We start from the raw sequence: 21479 nt of genomic DNA, 5'->3' as shown, positions 1-21479 counted from the left end.
CCAACGGATTGGTGTTGAGGCCCTTCAGATCAGCGCTCCTCTGTTCTTGTTACGCTTCATGTAAGCTCTACCCGACTTTAGTAGTAGATGGGCCGTTTGCAGGCGAGCCATGCGCATTTTGCACTGCACAATCGACGGGGGCCGCCCGGCGGGCAGATCCCGCTCGGTGGACAGGCACAATGTCTGCTGCATATGCAGACCCATGCGCAGCGTCGCGGTTGCAGGACATCCCGCTCCGGCATAGCGTGCTGCCTCCCTCGTTCGATTTTCCGGTGCTGTTCGGATGGCTCAGTTTCAATTTTTCGACGACACGACCTCCCCCTCCCAGGGGCCCGTTCATATTGCCAAGCTGCGGGCCGAACTGACCCGCCGCGGCTTCGACGGCTTCATCGTGCCCCGGGCCGACGAGCACCAGGGCGAATACGTGCCCAAGAGCGCCGAGCGCCTGGCCTGGCTCACCGGATTTACGGGGTCGGCGGGAACGGCCGTCATCCTGCTGGACAAGGCGGCCCTCGTGGTCGACGGACGCTACACGGTCCAGGCGGCCGAGCAGGTCGATACCTCGGTGATCGCCCCCGTTCAGCTCGCCGACATGTCGGCCGAGGATTGGATCGCCGCGAACCTGCCGGAAGGCGGCGTGCTCGCCTACGATCCCTGGCTTCACACGAGCGACAGCCTCAAGCGCCTGGAGCAGGCGGTGGCGCGCGCGGGCGGTTCGCTCTCGCCCGTCGACATGAACCTGGTCGACGTGATCTGGATCGACCGCCCTGCCCCGCCGCAGGCGCCGGTCCGTCCCCATCCGCTCGACTATGCCGGCGAGACGGCCGCGGCGAAGCTGGAGCGGGTCCGGAAGAAGATGGCGGAGGCCAAGCTCGACGCGCTCGTGATCTCCGACCCGCACAACCTCGCCTGGGCCTTCAACCTGCGGGGCGGCGACGTCGGCCATACGCCTCTGCCCCTCGGCTATGCCGTGCTGCCGAGGCAAGGCCGCGCGAGCCTGTTCTTCGATCCGGCGAAGATCACCAACGAAGCCGGGGCTGCGGTGGGCGAGCTCGCCGAGTTTGCCCCCATCGCGTCCTTCCAGAGCGCCCTGGATGCCCTCGGGCAGACCGGCGGCAAGGTGCGCGTCGATTCGGCGACGGGCGCCGTCGCCCTGATCCGCCGGATCGAAGCCGCCGGCGGCACGGTGGACGTGGGAGCGGACCCCATCGCCTTGATGAAGGCCGTGAAGAACAACGCCGAGATCGCGGGCTCTCATGCGGCACACCTGCGCGACGGCGTCGCGGTCGCCCGCTTCCTCGCCTGGCTCGACCGGGAGGCGCCGAAGGGACAACTCACCGAAATCGACGCGGTCGAAGCCCTGGAAGCCTTCCGGGTCGAGACCGGGGCTTTGAAGAACATCTCGTTCCCGAGCATTTCCGGCGCCGGCCCCAATGCGGCCCTGCCCCATTACCGGGTCACGGCTTCGAGCAACCGCAGGATCGAGAACAACCAGATCTTTCTGATCGATTCCGGCGCTCAGTTTGAGGACGGCACGACGGACATCACGCGCACGATCATCGTGGGCGAGCCCAGCCCCGAGATGAAGGATCGCTTCACCCGCGTGCTGCGGGGGCACATCGCCATCGCCCGCATCGTGTTTCCGAAGGGCACGACGGGCGCGCAGATCGACTCCTTCGCGCGCAAGCCCCTGTGGGATGCGGGCCTCGACTTCGATCACGGCACCGGCCACGGGATCGGGAGCTTCCTCTCCGTGCACGAGGGCCCGCAGCGCATCGCCAAGACCGGCACGACACCGCTGGAGATCGGCATGATGCTGTCCAACGAGCCGGGCTTCTACAAGCCGGGCGCCTACGGCATCCGCATCGAAAACCTGATTCTCGTGGAGCCGCGCACGATCCCTGGCGGCGACCGTGAGATGATGGGCTTCGAGACGCTGACCTTCACGCCCATCGATCTGCGGCTCGTCGAGCCCGCCATGATGAATACGGACGAGATCGCCTGGCTCAACGACTATCACGCCGCCGTGCGCGAAAAGATCGGCCCGCTTCTCGATGAGCGGACACGGAGCTGGCTTGAGGACGCAACCCGCGCCGTCGGCTAGAGCATCGGACCCAAAAGTGGAATCCACTTTTGGGATCAATCCGATGCTCCCACTAAAGAACAGCGCATCGTTTGCTGCGAAAAACCGGGTCCACTTTTTCGCACGATGCGCTAGATCAGGTTGCGCAGGATAACGACGGATGCGACGCCGACGACGATCGTCGCCAGCAGCGGCAGCCGGAAGGCGACGACAGCCGTGATGGCGGCGGCGATCGCTTCCGCCCACCCGGTCGTCAGCGCGGTCGGCGCGATGACCGAGACCAGCACCGCCGGCGGGATCGCATCGAAGGCCGCCTTGGCTCGCCCCGTGAGCACGAGGCGGTCCGCCACGAAGAGGCCCGCGATCCGCGTGAAGTAGGTGACCACGGCCATGGCCACGATGGTGGCGAGGGTCGTCATGTCGAGGCTCATGGCTTTCCCTCCTGAGGTGCCGAGAGATAGGCCGCGGCGATGCCTGCCAGCGCGCCCGATGCCACGTGCCATGGCGCTCCGATGAGATGATGCACGAGAGCCGCCACGGCCGCGCTGACGCCGACCGTGACCAAGGTCACGCGGCTGCGGCCGAAACCGGCGATGAGGCCGATGAAGAGGGCCGTGAAGGCGAAGTCCGCACCGATGCGCGCGGGATCCCCCATGAAGGAGCCGAGCACGGCGCCGAGCGTCGTCGAGACGGTCCAGTTCGCCCAGAGAACAAGGGCCATCGCCACCCAATAGGCGCCGGTGACGGGCCGCTCGAGAGCCCGGCGCTCCGACAGGGCCCAGGCTTCATCGGTCAGGAAGAAGAAGGCGAAGAACCTCTGGAGCCCGGTGAGATGAATCTTCGGTCCGAGCGAAGCGCCCATCAGCACGTGGCGCGCATTGATCAGCAAGGTCGCGAAGGTCAGCGCGGCAATCGGCGCGGGATGCGCCCACGCCTCGATGACGGCGAATTGCGCGCCGCCCGCATAGACGAAAGCGGACATGAGCGCGACTTCGAGCGCCGACAGCCCCTTGGCCGCGGCGACGGCGCCGAAGAGAAGCCCGATGGGAACGGCGGCGACCGCCACGGGAGCAATGTCACGCAGGCCCGCGCGGATCTCGCGCCTGTATGTCGGGAAAATTGGGGTCGGTTGATCCATGGCCATCCTCGTTCCCTCTCCTATGGGACAGAGAGGAGGAAGCGTCTTGGATAAAATTGCGATTCACGCCTGACGGCCGTTCCCTCGATGTCAGGGCCCCCCTCGATGTCAGGCCCCCTCGATGTCAGGCCCCCTCGATGTCAGGCCCCTTGGCGGTAAGCCCCTGGCGTCACGCCCATGCGGGCTTTGAAGACACGGTTGAGATGACTCTGATCGAAGAACCCGCAGGCCAGGGCCACATCGCCTGGGGAATCGCCCTTCGCCAGGAGGCGGCTTGCCGCCCGGAAACGCCGATCCATGAGATAGGCATGGGGGGTCAGGCCGGTTTCCCTGGTGAAGGCCCGGATGAAATGGCTCCGTGACAGTCCGGCAAGCCGGGCGAGATTGTCCAACTCGACCTCCCGGTCGAAATGAGCCTCCAGGTAATCCTTCGCCGGCCCGATGTTCTTTGAAGCGTCGCGCGCGGGCGGAAGCCCGTCGAGGTCGGCCCAGCGGGCGATCAGCCTGGTCAGGAAGGCGATGAGACGCGTATCCTGCTCCAGCTCGGTCGCGCGCACCCCCTCCTGCCCCAGGCAGGCGAGAAGCCGCGCGAGCGTCAGGGCCAGTTCGGGGTCGTGGATCACGGAATGGCGGAACCAGGGGGCTTGCGGCAGGGGCCGCCCTGCGACGTCCTCCGCGATCTCCTTCATCAGCTCCGGCGGCGGATAGAAGGTCCGATAGACGAAGCCTTCCCCGTAAGGCTCACCGTCATGGATCTCGTCCGGACACACGACGGCGATGCTGCCCGCAGGGGCATAGCGCTGCTCGCCCCGGTGAAAGAAGGTCTCGCACCCGGCCAGGATCGCCGCGATGGCGTAGGTTTCATGGGTATGGCGGGCATAGGAATGACGCCGGAAGGTGGCCCGCAGACACCCCAGGCCGCGCAGACGCGAGACCCGCCAGAAATGCGTCACATCGCCCGCCCCCCTCTGGTCGGGATCGATCGAAAGCTCGGGAGTGATCACCGTCATGTCCGGATCATGCCATATCGGCCGGCTCAAGTCTTGGACGGGAGTCTCATCCTCGCCCCACGAGGGCGAACCAGCCGTCCTCGTCCATGACCTGCAGGCCGAGCTCGGCCGCCTTGGCCAGCTTCGACCCGGCTCCGGGGCCGGCAACCACGATGTCGGTCTTCTTGGAAACCGAACCCGCGACTTTGGCGCCGAGACGCTCGGCCATGGCTTTCGCCTCCTCGCGGGTCATCTGCTCGAGGGAACCGGTGAAGACCACCGTCTTGCCCGCAACGGGCGAGTCGACGCCCGCCGGCGCCTCCATGGGCTCGGCTTTCACCTGGGTCAGCAGGGCATCGAGCATCTCTTCGTTGTGTTCCTCCTTGAAGAACTCGACGATGGCCTCGGCGACCACGGGGCCGATCCCGCCGATGGCAGTGAGTTCCGCATGGGCTTCCGATGCCGGATCCGCCGCCGCCTTGGCCGTTTCCCGCAAAGCCTCGAAGGTGCCGAAATGCCGGGCGAGCAGGCGCGCGGAGGTTTCGCCCACATGCGGTATGCCGAGGGCGAAGATCAAGCGGTTGAGAGCAATCGCGCGCCGGGCCTCGATGGCCGCGAAGAGATTGCGCACGCTCGTCTCGCCCCAACCCTCCCGGTTCTCCAGTCGCTTGAGGCTGCGCGCGTTGCGCTCCGCCAGCGTGAAGATGTCCTGCGGGCGCCGCACCAGGCCCTCCTCGTAGAACTCGTCGATGCGCTGCTCGCCCATGCCCTCGATGTCGAAGGCATTGCGTGACACGAAATGCTTCAGGCGTTCACGCGCCTGCGCCGGGCAGATGAGGCCGCCGGTGCATCGGCGCACCGCATCCTCCTTGCCTGTGCGTGGATTGACCTCGCGCACCGCGTGACTGCCGCAGGCCGGGCAATGGGTCGGAAACTCATAAGGCTTCGCGTCGGCGGGGCGCTTCTCCAGCACCACGTCGAGCACCTTCGGAATGACGTCGCCCGCGCGGTTGATGACGACCGTATCGCCGATGCGGATATCGACACCGTTGCGGATCTTCTCGCCGTTGCCGCCGATGCCTTTGATGTAGTCCTCGTTGTGCAGCGTGGCGTTCGACACCACGACGCCGCCCACCGTCACCGGGCGCAGGCGGGCGATCGGATTGAGCGAGCCCGTCCGGCCGACATTGATCTCGATGTCCTCCAGCACGGTCACGGCTTTCTGGGCCGGGAACTTGTGAGCGAGCGCCCACCGCGGCGAACGCGACACGAAGCCGAGGCGCTGCTGGAGGCTCAGGTCGTCGACCTTGTAGACGACGCCGTCGATGTCGTAGCCGAGATTGGCGCGATCGGTCTCGATGGCATGGTAATGGTCGAGCATCTCGGCAACGCTGGAGCAGCGGCGCGTGAGCGGGTTCACCTGGAAACCGAAGCCCCTCAACGCTTCCATCATGCCGTATTGCGTATCGGCCGGCATCGCGCTCACCTCGCCCCAGGCATAGGCGAAGAAGCACAAGGGACGCGAAGCCGTGATCTTCGGGTCGAGCTGGCGCAGGCTGCCGGCCGCCGCATTGCGGGGATTGGCGAAGAGCGGCTTGCCCGCCGCCTCCTGCCGCTCGTTGATCGCCGCGAAATCCCTGTGCGAGAGATAGACCTCGCCGCGCACCTCGAACACGTCGGGAATGTTCCGGCCCTTCAGCACATGCGGAATGTCGCCGACCGTTCGGGCATTGTTCGTTACGTCCTCGCCCACCGCGCCGTCGCCGCGGGTCGCCGCCGTGACGAGCTTTCCCTTCTCGTAGCGGATGCTCAGGGAAAGGCCGTCGATCTTGGGCTCCGCCGTGAACACCAGCGGTGCATCGGCCTTCCATTGCAGGAAGCGGCGGATGCGCTCGACGAACTCCTCCACCTCCTCGTCGGCAAAGCCGTTGGACAGTGAAAGCATCGGGATTCGATGCCGGATCTTGGTGAATTTCTCGGAGGCCCTGGAACCGACCTTCTGGGTCAGGCTCTCGGACGTCTTGAGCTCGGGGAAAAGCCCCTCCAGAGCCTCGTAGCGCTTGCGCAGGGCGTCGTATTCCGCGTCCGAGACGGTGGGCGCGTCTTCTTCGTAATAGCGCCGGTCGTGTTCCGCGATCTCGCGGCCCAGGCCTTCGTGCTCGGCACGGGCTTCCGGGAGTGTCAATTCGTCGACGGACTTCAGGGAGGGGGCGTGTTTCGCGGACATGATCGAATCGAGGTTGATGTGAGGTGAACCATAGCGCCTTGGCTCCAACTCTCCAGTGGGCCGGAGAAACCGGAGGCCGAGCTAGACCTTGAGCGCCCCCTCCTGCCGCGAGGCGATCCAGAAGGCGATCTGGCTGATCACCCCGGCCCCGGCCAGAACGCCGGCCGCGGCGAGCGCCGGATCGCGCCCCAATCCGGACAAGGATGTGCAGATCGCTCCGACCGCCATCTGCGTGAACCCGTAGAGGCCCGATGCCGAACCGATCAGCTTCGGATTGACGCTCACGGCCTTGGTCAGAGCGGCAGGGCTCGACAGGCTGGCGCCGATCGTGAACAGAACCATCAAACCGGTCGCGGAAAACGCATCGACCGCCCCCAGCAGGACGAGGCCCAGGAGCATCAGCGCCGCACAGGCGCTCAGCGCGTTGGCCCCGATCATCAGAGGCTCCATCTTCACCCGGCCGATGAGACGGCTTGCAAGGGCGCTTCCGATGGAGGCCCCCACGGCCAGCAATCCGAGCGCGATCCCGACATCATGGGCAGGGCGGCCCAGCTCCTCGAAGATGAACGGGGCCGCCGCAATGAAGGCATAGCTCGACGTCGTCGCGCAGCTCCCGCCGAGCGCATAGCCGAGGAACGCCCGTGAACCCAGAAGCCCTTTGTAGTCGCGCCCCAGGGAGGCCACGCTGATCGTGCCCGAGCGCTGCCCGGTTTCCGGCAGCAGCCGCCAGACGCACAGGATGTTCGTCGCCCCAAGCACGACGAGCAGCAGGAAGATCGAACGCCAGCCGAAGCTCGAGGCCAGGAGCCCGCCGAAGAGCGGCGCGAGGGCCGGTCCGATGACCACGATCAGGTTCATCACAGCAAGCTGACGGGCGGCTGCCTCGGGGCCCGAGATGTCCCGCACCATGGCGCGCCCCAGCACCAGGCCGGCGCAGCCGCCGAGCGCCTGGAAGAGCCGCGCGGCGATCAGGGCATAGACTCCGGGAGCCAACCCTGCGGCGATCCCGGACGCGGTGTAGAGGACGAGCCCCACCATGAGGATCGGCCTGCGCCCGAAGCAATCGGAGAGAGGACCGTAGACCAGCTGGCCGAAGGCAAGGCCGAGAATGTACAGGCTGATGGTCATCTGCATGGCGGCGAAGCCGGCGCCCAGATCCTGAGCGGCGATCGGAAGCGCCGGCACGAACATGTGCATCGCCAGGGTGCCGGTGAAGGTGATCAGCACCAGCAGCCAGAGAGCGGGCTTGCGCGTCGTGCCGTCTGCAGAGAAGGGATTGTGCCTCACAAGGATGAAGCCTTGCCAAAGAATGAGGAATGAAGGCCCGGGCCGCTCACGGAGCCGCACCCGAGGGGCCAAGCCTTGAGCGAGCCTCCTGTTTGCGCCTCAATTCCTTAGCAACCGGTTAGCCGGCTTCCTCCGCAGGGCGATGGGGCCCGCGACGGCGACGCGATCCTCAATGCGCGGCTGCTTCCAGGAGACGGGCGGCGGCGGCGCGGGCCTCCTCGGTGATCGTCGCACCGGCGAGCATGCGGGCGATCTCCTCGCGTCGCGGAGCGGCATCCAGCGGAATGACACGGGTCGCCACGCGGTCCTCGGCACCGACGATCCCCTCCTTGGCGATGAGGAAATGGCTCGAAGCCCGGGCGGCCACCTGCGGCGCATGGGTCACGGCCATGACCTGGACGCGCTTGGCCAGGCGCGCGAGGCGCTGGCCGATGGCATCCGCCACGGCGCCGCCGACGCCCGTGTCGATTTCGTCGAAGACGAGGGTCGGCGCCGAGCCCTTGTCGGCCAGCACCACCTTGAGCGCCAGCATGAAGCGGGAGAGCTCGCCGCCGGACGCCACCTTCATGAGCGGCCCCGGACGGGTGCCCGGATTGGTCTGGGCCCAGAACTCCACGCGCTCGAAGCCGGCAGGATCGCGGCTGTCCTCGTCGGTCTGGATGTCCGTGATGAAGCGGGCGCGCTCCAGCTTGAGGGGCGGCAGCTCGGCCTGCACGGCCGCATCGAGCGACTGCGCGGCTTTCCGGCGCCCCTCGGAGAGCTTCCTGGCGGCGGCGAGATAGGCCCGGTCGGCTTCCTTCAGGGCCTTTTCCAAGGTTGCGAGCCGCTCCTCCCCGGCATCGATGGCCGCGACGTCACCCTCGAAACGCTGACGCAAAGCGGCGAGATCGTCGGCGGGCACGTCGTATTTACGGGCGGCGGCCCGAAGCGCGAAGAGACGTTCCTCGGTCTGCTCCAGCTCACGGGGATCGTATTCGGTGGCGCGGATCGCCTCTTCGAGAGCCGCGCGGGCCTCGTCGATGGCGACCAGCGCCGCATCGAGCGCCTTGACGGACGGCTCCACGAGAGCCGGAGCCTGCGCGCTGCGCCGCTCCAGCTTGCGCACGGCGGCCGAGAGCTCCGGGATCGGAGACGAGTGGCCCGCAACGGCCTCGAAGGCCTCGCTGAGATCCTGAGCGACCTTCTCGGATTGCATCATGACGACCCGGCGCTCGGCCAGAGCCTCCTCCTCCCCGGCCAGTGGGTTGAGCGTGGTCAGCTCCTCCACGGCGTGGCGAAGAAAGTCGGCCTCCTTGCGGGCCTTTTCGATGCGGCTGCGATGCTCCTGCAGGGCGGTGCGGGCTTCCCGCACGCGCCGGGCTGCTTCGCCCACGGCCTGCAGTTCGTCCGAAAGCCCCCCGAACGCATCGAGAATGGCCCGGTGGCTGACGGGGTCCACGAGGGCGCGGTCGTCATGCTGTCCGTGGATCTCGACCAGGGTTGCCCCGATGGCCCGGAGCACCTGGACGCTGACCGGCTGATCGTTGACGAAGGCGCGGGTGCGCCCGTCGGCGACCTGGATCCGGCGCAGGATCAGGTCCCCGTCCACATCGATCTCCGCCTCCCGCGCGATGCGTCGGGCAGGATGATCCACCGGGCAATCGAAAACGGCAGTGACCTGCCCTTGAGATTCGCCATGGCGGACGAGGCTTCCATCGCCTCGGCCGCCGAGGGCCAGAGCAAAGGCGTCGAGCAGGATCGATTTGCCCGCGCCCGTTTCACCCGTGAGGACGGAGAGCCCCTGGTGGAAATGGAGCTCGAGCCTGTCGATCAGGACGATGTCGCGTATCGCCAGCTGGATCAGCATGGAAAGTGAGGCTTACCCCGCCCGCTGACTGACCTGGGGCACGCCGCGGAAGGCCTTGCTGATCCAGGATTGGGAATCCTCGCGCGGCTCAACGCCGCCCTTGGTCAGCAGGGCATAGGCGTCCTTGTACCAGGGACTGTCAGGGAAGTTGTGGCCGAGAACGGCGGCGGCGGTCTGCGCCTCGCCGACGACGCCCATGGCCATGTAGGCCTCGGCGAGACGCTGGAGCGCCTCTTCCGTGTGACGGGTCGTCTGATAGCGCGAAATCACGATGCGGAACCGGTTGATGGCTCCGGAATAGTTGCGCTTCTGAAGGTAGAAGCGGCCGATCTCCATCTCCTTGCCGGCGAGCTGGTCGCTGGCGACCTGGATCTTCTTCTTCGCGTCGGCCGAGTATTCGGACTGCGGATAACGCTGGACCAGGTCCTGCAGCGACGCGATGGCGCGCTCGGATGCAGCCTGATCACGGGTGACGTCCGGAATCTGATCGTAATAGGACGAGGCCATCAGATACTGGGCATACGCGGCATCCGGAGTGCTCGGATGCTGCTGCAGGTAGCGCTTGGAGGCGGTGATCGCCTCCTCGTAGAGGCCACCCTCGTAATTGGCATAGGCCTCCATGATCAGCCCTTTGCGCGCCCATTCGGAATATGGGTACTGGCGGTCGAGGCTGTTGAACTTCTTGGCGGCGCCTTCGTAATCCTTCTTCTGGATCCGCGCGAGACCGTCATTGTAGATCTCTTCGGCCGGAACGTCCGCGACGATCTCCGGCTTGTAGGCATCGCTCTTGTCGAAGGGGTTGATTGACGACAGCGTATCGCAGCCGGCGAGCGCCAGTCCGCAGGCACCCACCAACAGCGCGCGTCCAGCAGCGGCCCGCAAACTCAAGTAAACCTTCGCGAAAGACATGCCTCGCGGTCCTCCAAAATCCGTGCCCGGTGATTTTTAACGATGCACTGAGGTTCTTTAACCTATGCAGGGGCCAACAGCCAACCCCATCCGAGAGGCTTTACCCACATGGATGGGGCAAAGCCGCCCGAAATCATGCGGCCAAAAGGCGCTCGATGCGACTTCGGCCGCAAGGCCTCAATGGATCTCGGGAGCGAACGCGGCCATCGCCGCGCTGCCGACCTCCGCATAGCCGGGCTCGCGGCGCGGAACGGCGTCCACGATCGCGTAGTTCGAACGGCTCGAGAAAAGAGCCTCCAGCACGGAGAAGTTCAGGCGATGACCGCCGCAATAGGACCGGTAGGTCCCGAGCAGCGGAAAACCGGCGAGAGACAGATCGCCGACTGCGTCGAGAAGCTTGTGGCGGACGAACTCGTCCCTGTAGCGCAGCCCCTCGGGATTCATGATGCCGTCGTCGCCGATGGCGACCGTGTTCTCGAGCGAAGCGCCAAGGGCGAAGCCGGCCCCCCAGAGCTTCTCCACGTCACGCATGAAGCCGAAGGTGCGGGCGCGGGAAATTTCGCGACGGAACACGGACGGCGAAAGATCGATCGCCTTGCGCTGGCGTCCGATCACCGGGGTCGGAAAATCGATCTCCACATCGAGGCGGAAGGCGCGCTCGTTCGGGAAGAGCTCCGCGAAAGCCTTGCCCTGGCTCACGCGGACCGGCTTGAGAACCTTGAGATAGCGGCGGCTCGCGCCCTGGGCCACGATCCCGATCTGATCGATGGCATCGATGAAGGGCGCCGAGCTGCCGTCGAGAATCGGCACTTCCGGCCCGTCGATCTCGACGAGCACGTTATCGATGCCGAGGCCGGTCAGGGCCGCCATCAGATGCTCGATCGTCGCCACCGCCCCGCTCTCGCGATCTCCGATCACGGTGCAAAGCTCGGTCGCGGTCACCGCGAGATGGCGGGCATCGATGAGGCGGTCCAGGCCGCCCGGCAAGCCGGTGCGCAGGAAGGCAATGCCATGGTTCACCTCCGCCGGATGGAGGATCATCTTCACCTCATCCCCGGAATGGACGCCGATGCCTACGAGCGTAACGGCGGCGCGGAGTGTGGTTTGATGGCTTTGCTTCATTATCTTTGAACCTCGAACATGATCGCCGCTTGTGAGACCCACTGCGCGATGCGTTCGCTGTAACTGTTTGACTGGCGGGATCGAACTGGGCCCCGCCCTTTCGACAAGGGCAACATAGTCTCCCGCTCAGGCTAGGCCAAATCACGCTTTTTTACGATCTGTTACAAACTCGGCAATTCTTAACCGTCTGTTAAATAAGGGATTTATGCAAGAAGGGCTCCGGTTGCAGTGCAACCGGAGCCCTTCCTGTCACGATTCGATCGGACTTCTTAGTTCGCCTGGCGACGGAGGAAGGCGGGAATCTCCAGCTGATCGTCCTCCATGCCCCTCTGAGCCGGAGCGGGACGCTGCGCCTGGGGAGCCGGGCGGCGGGCGTATTCCGCGTGGACCGGGGACATCTGCTGACGCGGGGCCTCCTGGCGCGGAGCCTGCTCGGCAGGCGCGTGCTGAGGCTCGTCGCGGCGGCCGAAGCCCATCGTGGCCAGGCGCTGGATCAGGGACGGCTTGTGCTCCTGAACCGGATCGATCTCGCCACGGCTGGCACGGATCTGATTCTGGGCCGGAAGCGGCAGCTCATCGATCCGAGGCATCCGCGCCGGGCGCATGGCGCGCTCGGCCTGCGGCGGGATGAAGGTCTCATCCGCGGCCGGCTCGTCATAGACGGGCTGCTGGGGAGCCTGGGTCTCATAAACCATCGCGGACTTGGGCTGAGCCGGCGTCAGGACCACGTCGTCGCGGACCATCGCCTGGGGAGCCTGCTCGATCGGACGGGGAGCCGCAGCGGCCGGAGCCTGCGCCGTGACCGGGTGCGCCTCGGTCATGGTCTGAGCCGCCTTCACCGATTCGGCCTGGACATTGGCCCGAACCCCCGGCATGGCCGGGGTCTGCGTGGCGCGGGCCCGGGCCTCGGCGCGCAGGCGCTCGGCCACCTCGGAGATCCGCTGCTCGGTGGCGGTCAGGTCCCCGGCATTTTCCAGCAGGGCATGGTCGATGCCCGTGGCCACCACGGACACGCGGATGATGCCCTCCAGGCTCTCGTCGAAGGTGGCCCCGAGGATGATGTTGGCATCCTGGTCCACTTCCTCGCGGATGCGGGTGGCGGCCTCGTCGAGCTCGTACAGGGTGAGGTCGTTGCCGCCCGTGATCGAAATCAGCAGGCCGCGGGCGCCCTTCATCGACACGTCGTCGAGGAGCGGATTGGCGATGGCCGCCTCGGCGGCGCGGATCGCGCGCTTCTCGCCGGAAGCCTCGCCGGTGCCCATCATGGCCTTGCCCATGCCGCGCATGACCGAGCGCACGTCGGCGAAGTCGAGGTTGATCAGACCTTCCTTCACCATCAGGTCGGTGATGCAGGCCACGCCCGAATAGAGCACCTGGTCGGCCATCGCGAAGGCATCCGCGAAGGTGGTCTTCTCGGTGGCGACGCGGAAGAGGTTCTGGTTCGGGATGACGATGAGGGTATCGACGGCCTGCTGGAGCTCGGCGATTCCCGCTTCGGCCAGACGCATGCGGCGCACGCCCTCGAACTGGAACGGCTTCGTGACGACGCCGACTGTCAGTATGCCGAGTTCGCGGGCGGCACGCGCCACGACCGGAGCCGCGCCCGTGCCGGTGCCGCCGCCCATGCCGGCGGTGATGAACACCATGTGGGAGCCGGCGAGCTGATCGCGGATCTCGTCGATCACCTCTTCGGCGGCAGCGCGCCCGACTTCCGGCTGCGAGCCCGCGCCGAGGCCCTCGGTGACCTGGATGCCCATCTGGATCACGCGCTGAGCCTTGGAGGAGGCCAGCGCCTGGGCATCGGTGTTCGAGACGACGAACTCGACGCCCTCCAGACCGGACTCGATCATGTTGTTCACGGCGTTGCCGCCGGCGCCGCCGACACCGAAGACAGTGATGTGCGGCTTGAGTTCCCGGATGTCCGGAGCTTGCTGATTGATTGCCATGACCTGTGCCTCTTTGGCCCTTTAGACTGACAGCGTTTGGCCGACGCTTACCCTTGTTGACTTCGAACTCTCGCGATGACCCGCCGCGTCACCGCGCTACGCTTTAAAAACTATCGCGAATCCACCGGCTCACCCGCGAGAAGTAGCCGTCGGTTCCCGTACTCTGAAACAAGCCGCTCGAGCGCGGCTCGAAGTACTCGATATGCGCCACCTGGGGGTAGACCAGGAGACCGACCACCGCCGAAAAGGCAGGGCCTTTCGCCGCCTCGGGCAGACCCTTGATGCCGAGCGGACGCCCGACACGAACCTGGCCCTGAAGAATGCGGCGTGCCGTTTCCGGCAGCCCGACGAGCTGGCTTGCGCCCCCCGTCAGCACGACGCGCCGTCCGGCCTGGGCTGCGAAGCCCGCGCTCTTCAGGCGGTCGCGCACGAGTTCGAGGATTTCCTCGACCCGCGGCTTGATGATGCGAACGAGGTGCGACTTCGGCAGATGATTCGGAACGTCCCGTTCGTCCTCATCGACCTGCGGCACCGCGATCATGTCCCGGTCATCCGCGCTCGACGTGATCGCGGATCCGTAGAGGGTCTTGAGCCGCTCGGCGGCGGAAACGCGGGTCGTGAGCCCGCGCGCGATGTCCATGGTCACGTGGTGACCGCCGACCGCGATGGCATCCGTATGCACGAGATGCCCGTTGGAGAAAATGCCGACGCTCGTGGTGCCCGCGCCCATGTCGACGACGGCGCAGCCCATATCGGCCTCGTCGTCCACAAGAGCCGAGAGACCCGAGGCGTAAGGAGAGGAGATCACCGCCTCCACCCCGAGATGGCAGCGCTCGACCGCCAGCATCAGGTTGCGCGCGGCAGCGGCTTCCGTGGTGACCACGTGAAGATCGACGCCGAGCTGCTCACCGATCATGCCGGCGGGATCGACGATATGGTTCTGCGCATCGAGCGAGAAGCCCGTCGGCAGCGCGTGGAGGATCGCGCGGCCGCGACGCAGATCGTAAGACGATGCCGCATCGAGCACGCGATGAACGTCGCCATCGTTGACGGCGCCGCGCACCGGAACATGCGCCTCGAAATGCTCCGAGGCGAGGCGGCCGCCGGTGAGATTCACGATCACCGACTGAATTTCCACCTTCGCCATCCGCTCCGCCGCGTGGACGGCCTGGCGAATGGCTGTTTCGGCCGCTTCCAAATCAACGACGACGCCGCCCTTCAAGCCGGCGGAGCGCTGATGGCCGATGCCGAGGATGCGCGCCACATGGGTGCGGCTGCGCAGCGACTCGACCTCGTCGGCCGGCTTCAGCTCCGCCACGACGCAGACCACCTTGCTCGTTCCGATGTCGAGGACCGAGAGAATGGCGCTCTTGCGCGCGGACAAAGGCTTGAGGCGCGGCGTCAGCCCGTGACCCGAGAGACTCATGTATCGACCCCCTTGCCGCGCATCGGTTTCTTCTTCAGCGACTCGGCGCGGGCCAGAGCCGCCTCCTCCGTGAGACGGACCACGACGCGATCAGCCATCCGCAGATCGATCGCGAGCACGTCCTTTTCCAAAATCTTCTGCTCGTTCTCGAGCTTCACGAGACGGGCCAGCGCATCGGCGGCCCCCTTCTCGGGCAGGCGCACGTCCATGCCGTTATCCATCTTCAGCGTCCAGCGACGGCCTGCGACGAGCGTCCCGGCGCGGATCCGTTCCTTCAGCGGGCCGGCCGCATCGAGCAGCGCGAAATATTCCTTGCTGCGGGCATTGGCGCCCTCGCCCACGACGAAGGGCAGGTTGACGAAGCGCTCGTCCTGCATCAGGTCGATGACCGTGCCGTCGGCCGCAATGACGAAGAGTTCGCCGTTGTTCTGCCAGATGGCATAGGGCCGGCGCTCGGTGAGCGAGATCACGAGCTCGTTCGGATAGAGCTTGCGGACCGTGGCGCTCTCGATCATCGGAACGCGCTCGAGGCGTTCGCGCAACTCGTTCACGTCGAGGAAGACCAAAGCCAGCTTGGAGTTCAGCCCCCCAGCCGCCAGAACCTCGGTCTCGCGCATCTGGGAAATCCCGGAAATCGTAATGCTCTCGAGTCCGAGACCGAGCGCGCGGGCCAGCGCATGATGCGGCTGGCCATGCTCGCGGATGAAGGTATCGAGGTGACCGCCCTGCCAGAGACCGAGGGTCACGACCCCCGAAAGGAAGCCGAGCGTCAGCCAGGTCCCCAGATAGCGGGGGATCCGCCTCTCGAGCGGAGCGCCGGCGGGTCGACGCCGGACGCTCTGCGAGGAGCCGAAGAATTTCTTGATTCGGGAAGGCTGCCTGCTGGAGGCAGCGCGCGTCGCAACAACGCCGGCCGGGTAGGCCGTCATCGATTGCAGGTAGCGTCCTCCACCATCCATTGCACAAGCTCGCCAAAAGTGTAGCCCGCATGGGCTGCGATTTCTGGCACCAAGCTCGTCTCGGTCATGCCGGGTTGCGTGTTGACCTCCAGGACCACGAGTTCCCCGGTTCCACCGGGGGTGTCGTCGTACCGCAAGTCGGCGCGGCTGATTCCCCTGCAGCCGAGCGCTTGATGCGCCGTTAACGCCAACTCTTGGACCTTTTGGTAAATATTCGGTTTAATTTCTGCCGGCAGCACGTGAATGGACCCGCCCTTCACATACTTTGCGTCATAGTCGTAGAAGACGCCGGTCGCGGGGCGGATATCGATCACCCCGAGCGCCCGGTCGCCCATGACCGCGCAGGTGAGTTCACGCCCCGCAACATACGATTCCACAAGGACTTTCTCGCCGAAAGCCCAGTCTTCCCTGAGCAGTTCCTGAGGCGGATGGGAACGGTCCTCCCGGACGATGATGACCCCCACGGAGGAACCCTCGCTCACCGGCTTGATCACGTAGGGCGCCGGCAGGACATGGCTTCTGGCCGCTTCCGATCTGTTAACAACTATTCCCTTGGGCACCGGCACGCCGGCGGCCGCCATGACGACCTTGGCCCTGTCCTTCTGCATCGCAAGTGCCGAGGCGAGGACGCCCGAATGGGTATAGGGAATTCTCAGAATTTCCAGGAGGCCCTGGATGGTGCCGTCCTCCCCGACGCGGCCGTGGAGCGCATTGAACACGACATCCGGGGCCGTGGCCTGAAGGACGGTCGCGATGTCCGGCTGTGCATCGATGGGGGTGACCCTGTACCCCTGCCCCTCCAGGGCCTTGCAGCAGGCGCGGCCGGTGGCGAGGCTCACCTCGCGTTCCGCGGACCAGCCGCCATAGAGAACGGCAACGTGCTTGGCCATGACATGCTCCTTCGCCTGCAGCCGCTTCAGTGAACCAGCCGGGCGTTAACAAAGTGATTCGGTTCTACGCCCGGCCGAGACCGACCCGCTTGATCTCCCATTCGAGCTCCACGCCCGACATGTCGCGGACCCGGCGGCGGACCTCCTCTCCGAGGTTCTCGATGTCGGCCGCCGATGCCGAGCCATGGTTGATCAGGAAGTTGCAATGCATCTCGGAGACCTGCGCATCGCCGATGCGCAGGCCGCGGCATCCGGCGGCGTCGACCAGCTCCCAGGCCTTGCGGCCGGGAGGGTTCTTGAAGGTCGACCCGCCCGTGCGCGTATTGACGGGCTGCGTGGACGAGCGGGCCTCGGTGATCGCATTCATCTCGGCCAGAATGTCGTCCGGGTTCCCGGGACGGCCCTGGAACAGAGCTTCGGTGAAGATCACGTCGTCCGGCACGCTCGAGTGACGATAGGTGAAGCCCATCTGCGCATTGGTGAAGGCCACGACTTCGCCCGTGCGGGTCACGCCCCTGGCTTCGACGAGCACATCCTTCGTCTCGCCGCCATAGGCGCCGCCGTTCATGCGCATGGCCCCCCCGATGGTGCCGGGAATGCCGCGCAGGAAGGAGAGGCCCGCGATGCCCGCTTCCGCCGCGGCGCGCGCCACCTTCACGTCGGGCGCGGCGGCACCGGCGCGAACGCGCAGGTCAGGCTCGACGGCGACCTCCGCCAGGCCCTTGCCCAGCCGAATCACGATCCCGGCCCAACCGCCGTCGCGGATGAGCATATTGGAGCCGAGGCCCACGACGAGCACCGGCACCTGACTGTCGAGGCGCTGCAGGAAGTAAGCGAGGTCATCCTCATCTGCAGGCGTGAACAGGACCTGGGCCGGACCGCCGGTCCGGAACCAGGACAGCGGCGCGGTCGGCGCATTGGCCTCCAGCCGGCCGCGCAGTTCCGGCATCGCCGCCTTCAGGTCGGGAGTGATGTCGGCGAACATCAAGCGGCCTTTTCGCCGAGCGCTTCGAGTTCGCCCGGAAGCGCATAGGCCCATTGGGTGATGTTGCCGGCGCCGAGGCAGAGCACGTAATCGCCCGGCTTCGCGATGCCCTTGATGAGCCCGGCGAGATCCTCCGACTTTTCGAGCGCCATCACGTTGCGATGGCCGCGCGCCTTCAGGCCGGAGACGAGCCCGTCGCGGTCGGCCCCCGGAATCGGCTGTTCGCCCGCCGCATAGACCGGCGCGACGATGACGGAATCCGCATCGTTGAAGCAGGTGCAGAACTGATCGAACAGCGACGACAGGCGCGAATAGCGGTGCGGCTGCACGACGGCGATCACCTGGCCGTCCGTCGACGCCCGCGCGGCTTTCAGCACCGCCGCGATCTCGATGGGATGGTGGCCGTAATCGTCGAACACGGTGACGCCGTTCCATTCACCGGTGCGGGTGAAGCGGCGCTTCACGCCGCCGAAGCCCGCGAGCGCCTTGCGGATCGCCTCCGGCGAGACGCCGAGTTCATGCGCGACGGCGATGGCGGCAGTGGCGTTGAGCGCGTTGTGGGCGCCGGGCATCGGCAGAACCAGGTCCTCGAGCTCGAGGCGGAAGCCGGGGCGGCGATCGCGGATCATCACACGGAAGTGGTTCTGGCCGCCCCGCGAATCCACGTCCATGATGCGCACGTCCGCCTGCGGGTTCTCGCCATAGGTGATGATGCGGCGGTCCTCGATGCGGCCGACCAGATCCTGCACGGTCGGATGATCGATGCACATCACGGCGAAACCGTAGAAGGGGATCGAATCGATGAAGGAGCGAAAGGCGTCCTTGATCGCGTCGTAGGTGCCGAAATGATCGAGATGCTCGGCGTCGATGTTGGTCACGATGGCGACATCCGCCGGGAGCTTCAGGAAGGTGCCGTCCGATTCGTCCGCCTCGACCACCATCCACTGGCCGTCGCCCATGCGGGCATTGGTGCCGTAGGCGTTGATGATGCCGCCGTTGATGACCGTCGGATCGAGGCCGCCCGCATCGAGAAGCGTCGCGACGAGGGAGGTCGTGGTGGTCTTGCCGTGGGTGCCCGCCACCGCGACGCAGGACTTGAAGCGCATGAGCTCGGCGAGCATTTCCGCGCGGCGAACGACCGGCAGGCGCTTTTCGCGGGCGACGACGAGTTCCGGGTTGTCGCGCTTGATCGCGGTGGACACCACGACGATCTCGGCCTCGTCCACGTTCTCGGCCTTGTGGCCGATGAAAGTCTTGATTCCCTTATCGGCCAAGCGTTTCACGTTGTAGTTGTCGGCCGCGTCCGAACCCTGAACCGTGTAGCCCAGATTGTGCATGACCTCGGCGATGCCCGACATGCCGATGCCGCCGATACCGATGAAATGAATGGGACCTAGCTTCGGCGGCAGTTTCATGAAGACGTTCCGTTCTTGTTGAGATGGATCAGATTGAGGACAGCATGGGCCAGACGCTCGGCCGCGTCCGTGATGCTGGCGCTATGTGCGGCGGCGGCGGCTTTGGTCAAGCGTTCAGGCTCTTGAAAAATGGATCGAATCTCGCTCGCCAGGCGCTCAGGGGTGAATTCCTTTTGTGGGCAAACGATGGCGGCGCCGATTTCTCCGAGCGTTCGGGCGTTGGCGGCCTGATCCTGATCGAGGGAGCCCGGCAGGGGCACGAGGATCGAAGGACGGCCGATCGCGGCCAGTTCCGCGACCGTCGAGGCGCCCGAACGGGCGATGACGAGATGCGCTTCGCCGAGGCGCCTCGGCAGATCCGTGAAGAAGGGCTCGGCCTCGAATTCCGCATCGAGGTTCCGGTAATGGACCCGCACCCGCTCCAGGTCCTCCCCCCTCGCCTGCTGGGTGATGACGAGACGGTTCCGCATCTCCTGGGGCAGGAGCTCGATCGCAGGCGGCACGACATCGCTCATCACCCGCGCGCCCTGGCTGCCGCCGACGACGAGAAGGCGCATCTTTCCGTCGGGATCGAGGGCGGCATAGGGCTGCCTCGCCGCCTCGACCACCGCAGGACGGATCGGGTTTCCGGTGTGGATGACCCGGCCGGGCTGATTCGCCGGCACGCCCCTGGTGTTGGCAAAGCCGGTCGCGATCAGCGAGGACCGGCGCGCGAGCAGACGGTTGGCGCGCCCCATCACGCCATTGGCCTCGTGGATGACCGTGGGCACCCTGAGGAGCGATGCGGCAACGACCGGCGGCACGGTGGGATAGCCGCCGAAGCCCACGACCGCATCCGGCTTCAGGCGGCGGATGACGGCCATGGCCTTCAGCGTGCCCTGGGCGAGCAGGAGCGCCGCCTTCGCCATCTTCGGCACGGAACGGCCGGAAGGGGTCGCGGCAGGAATCTCGACGATCTCGTCCGCCGGGAAGGAACCCGCATAGGCGTTCGCGCGCTTGTCCGTCGCGAGCGCCACCCCGCAGCCGGAGGCCTTGAGCGCATTGGCGAGCGCTTCGGCGGGAAAGAGATGGCCGCCGGTGCCGCCGGCGGTCAGAAGGATGAGAGGCTTACCGGTCACCGCTGCCAATCCTGATTGAAGTGCTCCATCATTTCCGCCCGCGGTCGGCGGCGGGTGAGCGCGACGAGGAACCCCATGCCGAGCGCCAGGGACATCAGCGAGGAGCCGCCATAGGAGATGAACGGCAGCGTCATGCCCTTGGCCGGCATGAGGTGCACGTTCACCATCATGTTGATGGCGGCCTGGAGACCGAACATCAGGATGAGGCCCGTGGCGGCAAGGCGGCAGAAGGTGTCCTCGTTGCGGCGGGCGAGCATCAGGCCGCGCAGGACGATGAAACCGAACAGCAGAAGCAGGCCGAGGCACACGATGATGCCGAACTCTTCCGCCGTCACGGCGAAAATGAAGTCGGTATGCGCGTCGGGCAGGATGCGCTTCACGGTTCCCTCACCGGGCCCGCGGCCGAGCCAGCCGCCGCGCGAGAAGGATTCCATGGCCATGTCGACCTGGAAGGTATCGCCGGAATCCTTGTCGAGGAACCGTTCGATGCGGGCGCGCACGTGCGGCAGGAATTCGTAAGCGGCCACGATGCCGACGAGACCCGCGCCGCCGAGGCCCATCACCCAGAACCAATGCAGACCGGCGACGAAGAAGAGGCCGCACCACACGATGGTGATCAGCATGGTCTGCCCGAAATCGGGCTGGAGGATGAGCGGGATGATCGTCGCCGGAAGGATCATCAGCGCGAGCAGCGCGCCCGGCATGTCCTTGCGCCGGGCTCCCTCGGAGAACGCCCACGCGGCGAGAACGACGAAGGCGGGCTTCACGAATTCGGACGGTTGAACGCCGAGCGGACCGATCATGATCCACCGATGCGCGCCCTTGATCTCGGGCCCGAACTGGAAGGCCAGCATGATCATCGCCATGCCGCCCACATAGACCAGCAGGGCCAGACGCCGGATGTGGCGCAGCGACAGGAACGACACCGGCAGCAGGATCAGAAGCGCCGGGACCAGGAACATCACCTGGCGGCTCACGAAGTGGAATGTCGAAAGCCCCAGACGCTCCGCGACGGGCGGACCACCTGCCATGAGAAAGACGAGGCCCGCCAGCATGAGGATGGCGAGCGCCGCCAGCAGCAGCCGGTCGACGGTCCACCACCAATCGCTGAAGGCCGAGCGTTCCGCCCGCGATACCAT

At 66.2% G+C, this 21479-nt stretch carries 17 protein-coding genes; 1 reads left to right on the top strand and 16 read right to left on the bottom strand.

The genetic code is table 11. The features are described from left to right. Nucleotides 1-283: 283 nt before the first annotated feature. A complete protein-coding gene (locus RE429_RS07315; protein WP_414473655.1) occupies nt 284-2104 on the top strand; it encodes an aminopeptidase P family protein in 1821 nt (606 codons plus the stop codon). Between the two features lie 110 nt (nt 2105-2214). On the opposite strand, the gene RE429_RS07310 is transcribed toward RE429_RS07315, so the two are convergent. The 16 genes from RE429_RS07310 to RE429_RS07235 form a co-directional block, all read right to left on the bottom strand. Next, nucleotides 2215-2514 carry an AzlD family protein gene (locus RE429_RS07310; RefSeq protein ID WP_414473654.1) on the bottom strand — a complete coding sequence of 100 codons (300 nt, stop codon included), beginning with the start codon at nt 2512-2514 and terminating at the stop codon, nt 2215-2217. Next, the gene (locus RE429_RS07305; protein ID WP_414473653.1) at nt 2511-3221 is read right to left on the bottom strand and encodes an AzlC family ABC transporter permease; all 711 of its coding nucleotides are present in this window, start codon (nt 3219-3221) and stop codon (nt 2511-2513) included. Before RE429_RS07305 ends, RE429_RS07310 begins: the two co-directional genes overlap by 4 nt. 140 nt (nt 3222-3361) lie before the next feature. After that, nucleotides 3362-4231, bottom strand: a complete 870-nt coding sequence (locus RE429_RS07300; protein WP_414473652.1) for an AraC family transcriptional regulator — start codon at nt 4229-4231, stop codon at nt 3362-3364. Nucleotides 4232-4277: 46 nt separating this feature from the next. After that, a complete protein-coding gene (gene ligA, locus RE429_RS07295; RefSeq protein WP_414473651.1) occupies nt 4278-6437 on the bottom strand; it encodes an NAD-dependent DNA ligase LigA in 2160 nt (719 codons plus the stop codon). An 81-nt stretch (nt 6438-6518) separates the two neighbouring features. Further along, nucleotides 6519-7724: a multidrug effflux MFS transporter gene (locus tag RE429_RS07290; protein WP_414473650.1), complete on the bottom strand. Its 1206-nt coding sequence runs from the start codon at nt 7722-7724 to the stop codon at nt 6519-6521. 169 nt (nt 7725-7893) lie between these two features. Beyond that, nucleotides 7894-9570 (bottom strand): DNA repair protein RecN, encoded by a 1677-nt coding sequence (gene recN / locus RE429_RS07285; RefSeq protein ID WP_414473649.1) that lies wholly within the window; start codon nt 9568-9570, stop codon nt 7894-7896. Between the two features lie 12 nt (nt 9571-9582). Then, nucleotides 9583-10479 (bottom strand): outer membrane protein assembly factor BamD, encoded by an 897-nt coding sequence (locus tag RE429_RS07280; protein WP_414473648.1) that lies wholly within the window; start codon nt 10477-10479, stop codon nt 9583-9585. Between the two features lie 177 nt (nt 10480-10656). After that, nucleotides 10657-11601 carry a UDP-3-O-acyl-N-acetylglucosamine deacetylase gene (gene lpxC, locus RE429_RS07275; protein ID WP_414473647.1) on the bottom strand — a complete coding sequence of 315 codons (945 nt, stop codon included), beginning with the start codon at nt 11599-11601 and terminating at the stop codon, nt 10657-10659. Nucleotides 11602-11870: 269 nt separating this feature from the next. After that, nucleotides 11871-13547 (bottom strand): cell division protein FtsZ, encoded by a 1677-nt coding sequence (gene ftsZ / locus RE429_RS07270; protein WP_414473646.1) that lies wholly within the window; start codon nt 13545-13547, stop codon nt 11871-11873. Nucleotides 13548-13650: 103 nt separating this feature from the next. Then, complete coding sequence (ftsA, locus tag RE429_RS07265) at nt 13651-14973, bottom strand: cell division protein FtsA (RefSeq protein ID WP_414473645.1); 1323 nt, start codon at nt 14971-14973, stop codon at nt 13651-13653. Further along, nucleotides 14970-15932, bottom strand: a complete 963-nt coding sequence (locus RE429_RS07260; RefSeq protein ID WP_414473644.1) for a cell division protein FtsQ/DivIB — start codon at nt 15930-15932, stop codon at nt 14970-14972. Before RE429_RS07260 ends, ftsA begins: the two co-directional genes overlap by 4 nt. Then, the gene (locus RE429_RS07255) at nt 15899-16822 is read right to left on the bottom strand and encodes a D-alanine--D-alanine ligase (RefSeq protein WP_414473643.1); all 924 of its coding nucleotides are present in this window, start codon (nt 16820-16822) and stop codon (nt 15899-15901) included. The genes RE429_RS07260 and RE429_RS07255 overlap by 34 nt, the downstream gene beginning before the upstream one ends. A gap of 64 nt (nt 16823-16886) precedes the next feature. Beyond that, entirely contained in the window at nt 16887-17810 is a 924-nt protein-coding gene (murB, locus tag RE429_RS07250; RefSeq protein ID WP_414473642.1) for a UDP-N-acetylmuramate dehydrogenase, read from the bottom strand. Beyond that, nucleotides 17807-19222, bottom strand: coding sequence for a UDP-N-acetylmuramate--L-alanine ligase (gene murC / locus RE429_RS07245; protein WP_414473641.1), 1416 nt, complete (start codon nt 19220-19222; stop codon nt 17807-17809). Before murC ends, murB begins: the two co-directional genes overlap by 4 nt. Continuing rightward, on the bottom strand, nt 19219-20340 hold the full coding sequence (murG, locus tag RE429_RS07240) for an undecaprenyldiphospho-muramoylpentapeptide beta-N-acetylglucosaminyltransferase (protein ID WP_414473640.1): 1122 nt from the start codon (nt 20338-20340) through the stop codon (nt 19219-19221). The genes murC and murG overlap by 4 nt, the downstream gene beginning before the upstream one ends. After that, nucleotides 20337-21479 (bottom strand): FtsW/RodA/SpoVE family cell cycle protein, encoded by a 1143-nt coding sequence (locus tag RE429_RS07235; RefSeq protein ID WP_414473639.1) that lies wholly within the window; start codon nt 21477-21479, stop codon nt 20337-20339. The genes murG and RE429_RS07235 overlap by 4 nt, the downstream gene beginning before the upstream one ends.

The organism is Microvirga sp. M2 (assembly GCF_047497095.1).
Taxonomy (GTDB): domain Bacteria; phylum Pseudomonadota; class Alphaproteobacteria; order Rhizobiales; family Beijerinckiaceae; genus Microvirga.
Note: the sequence above shows the minus strand (reverse complement) of the source record. Positions and strands in the feature narration are given on the sequence as shown.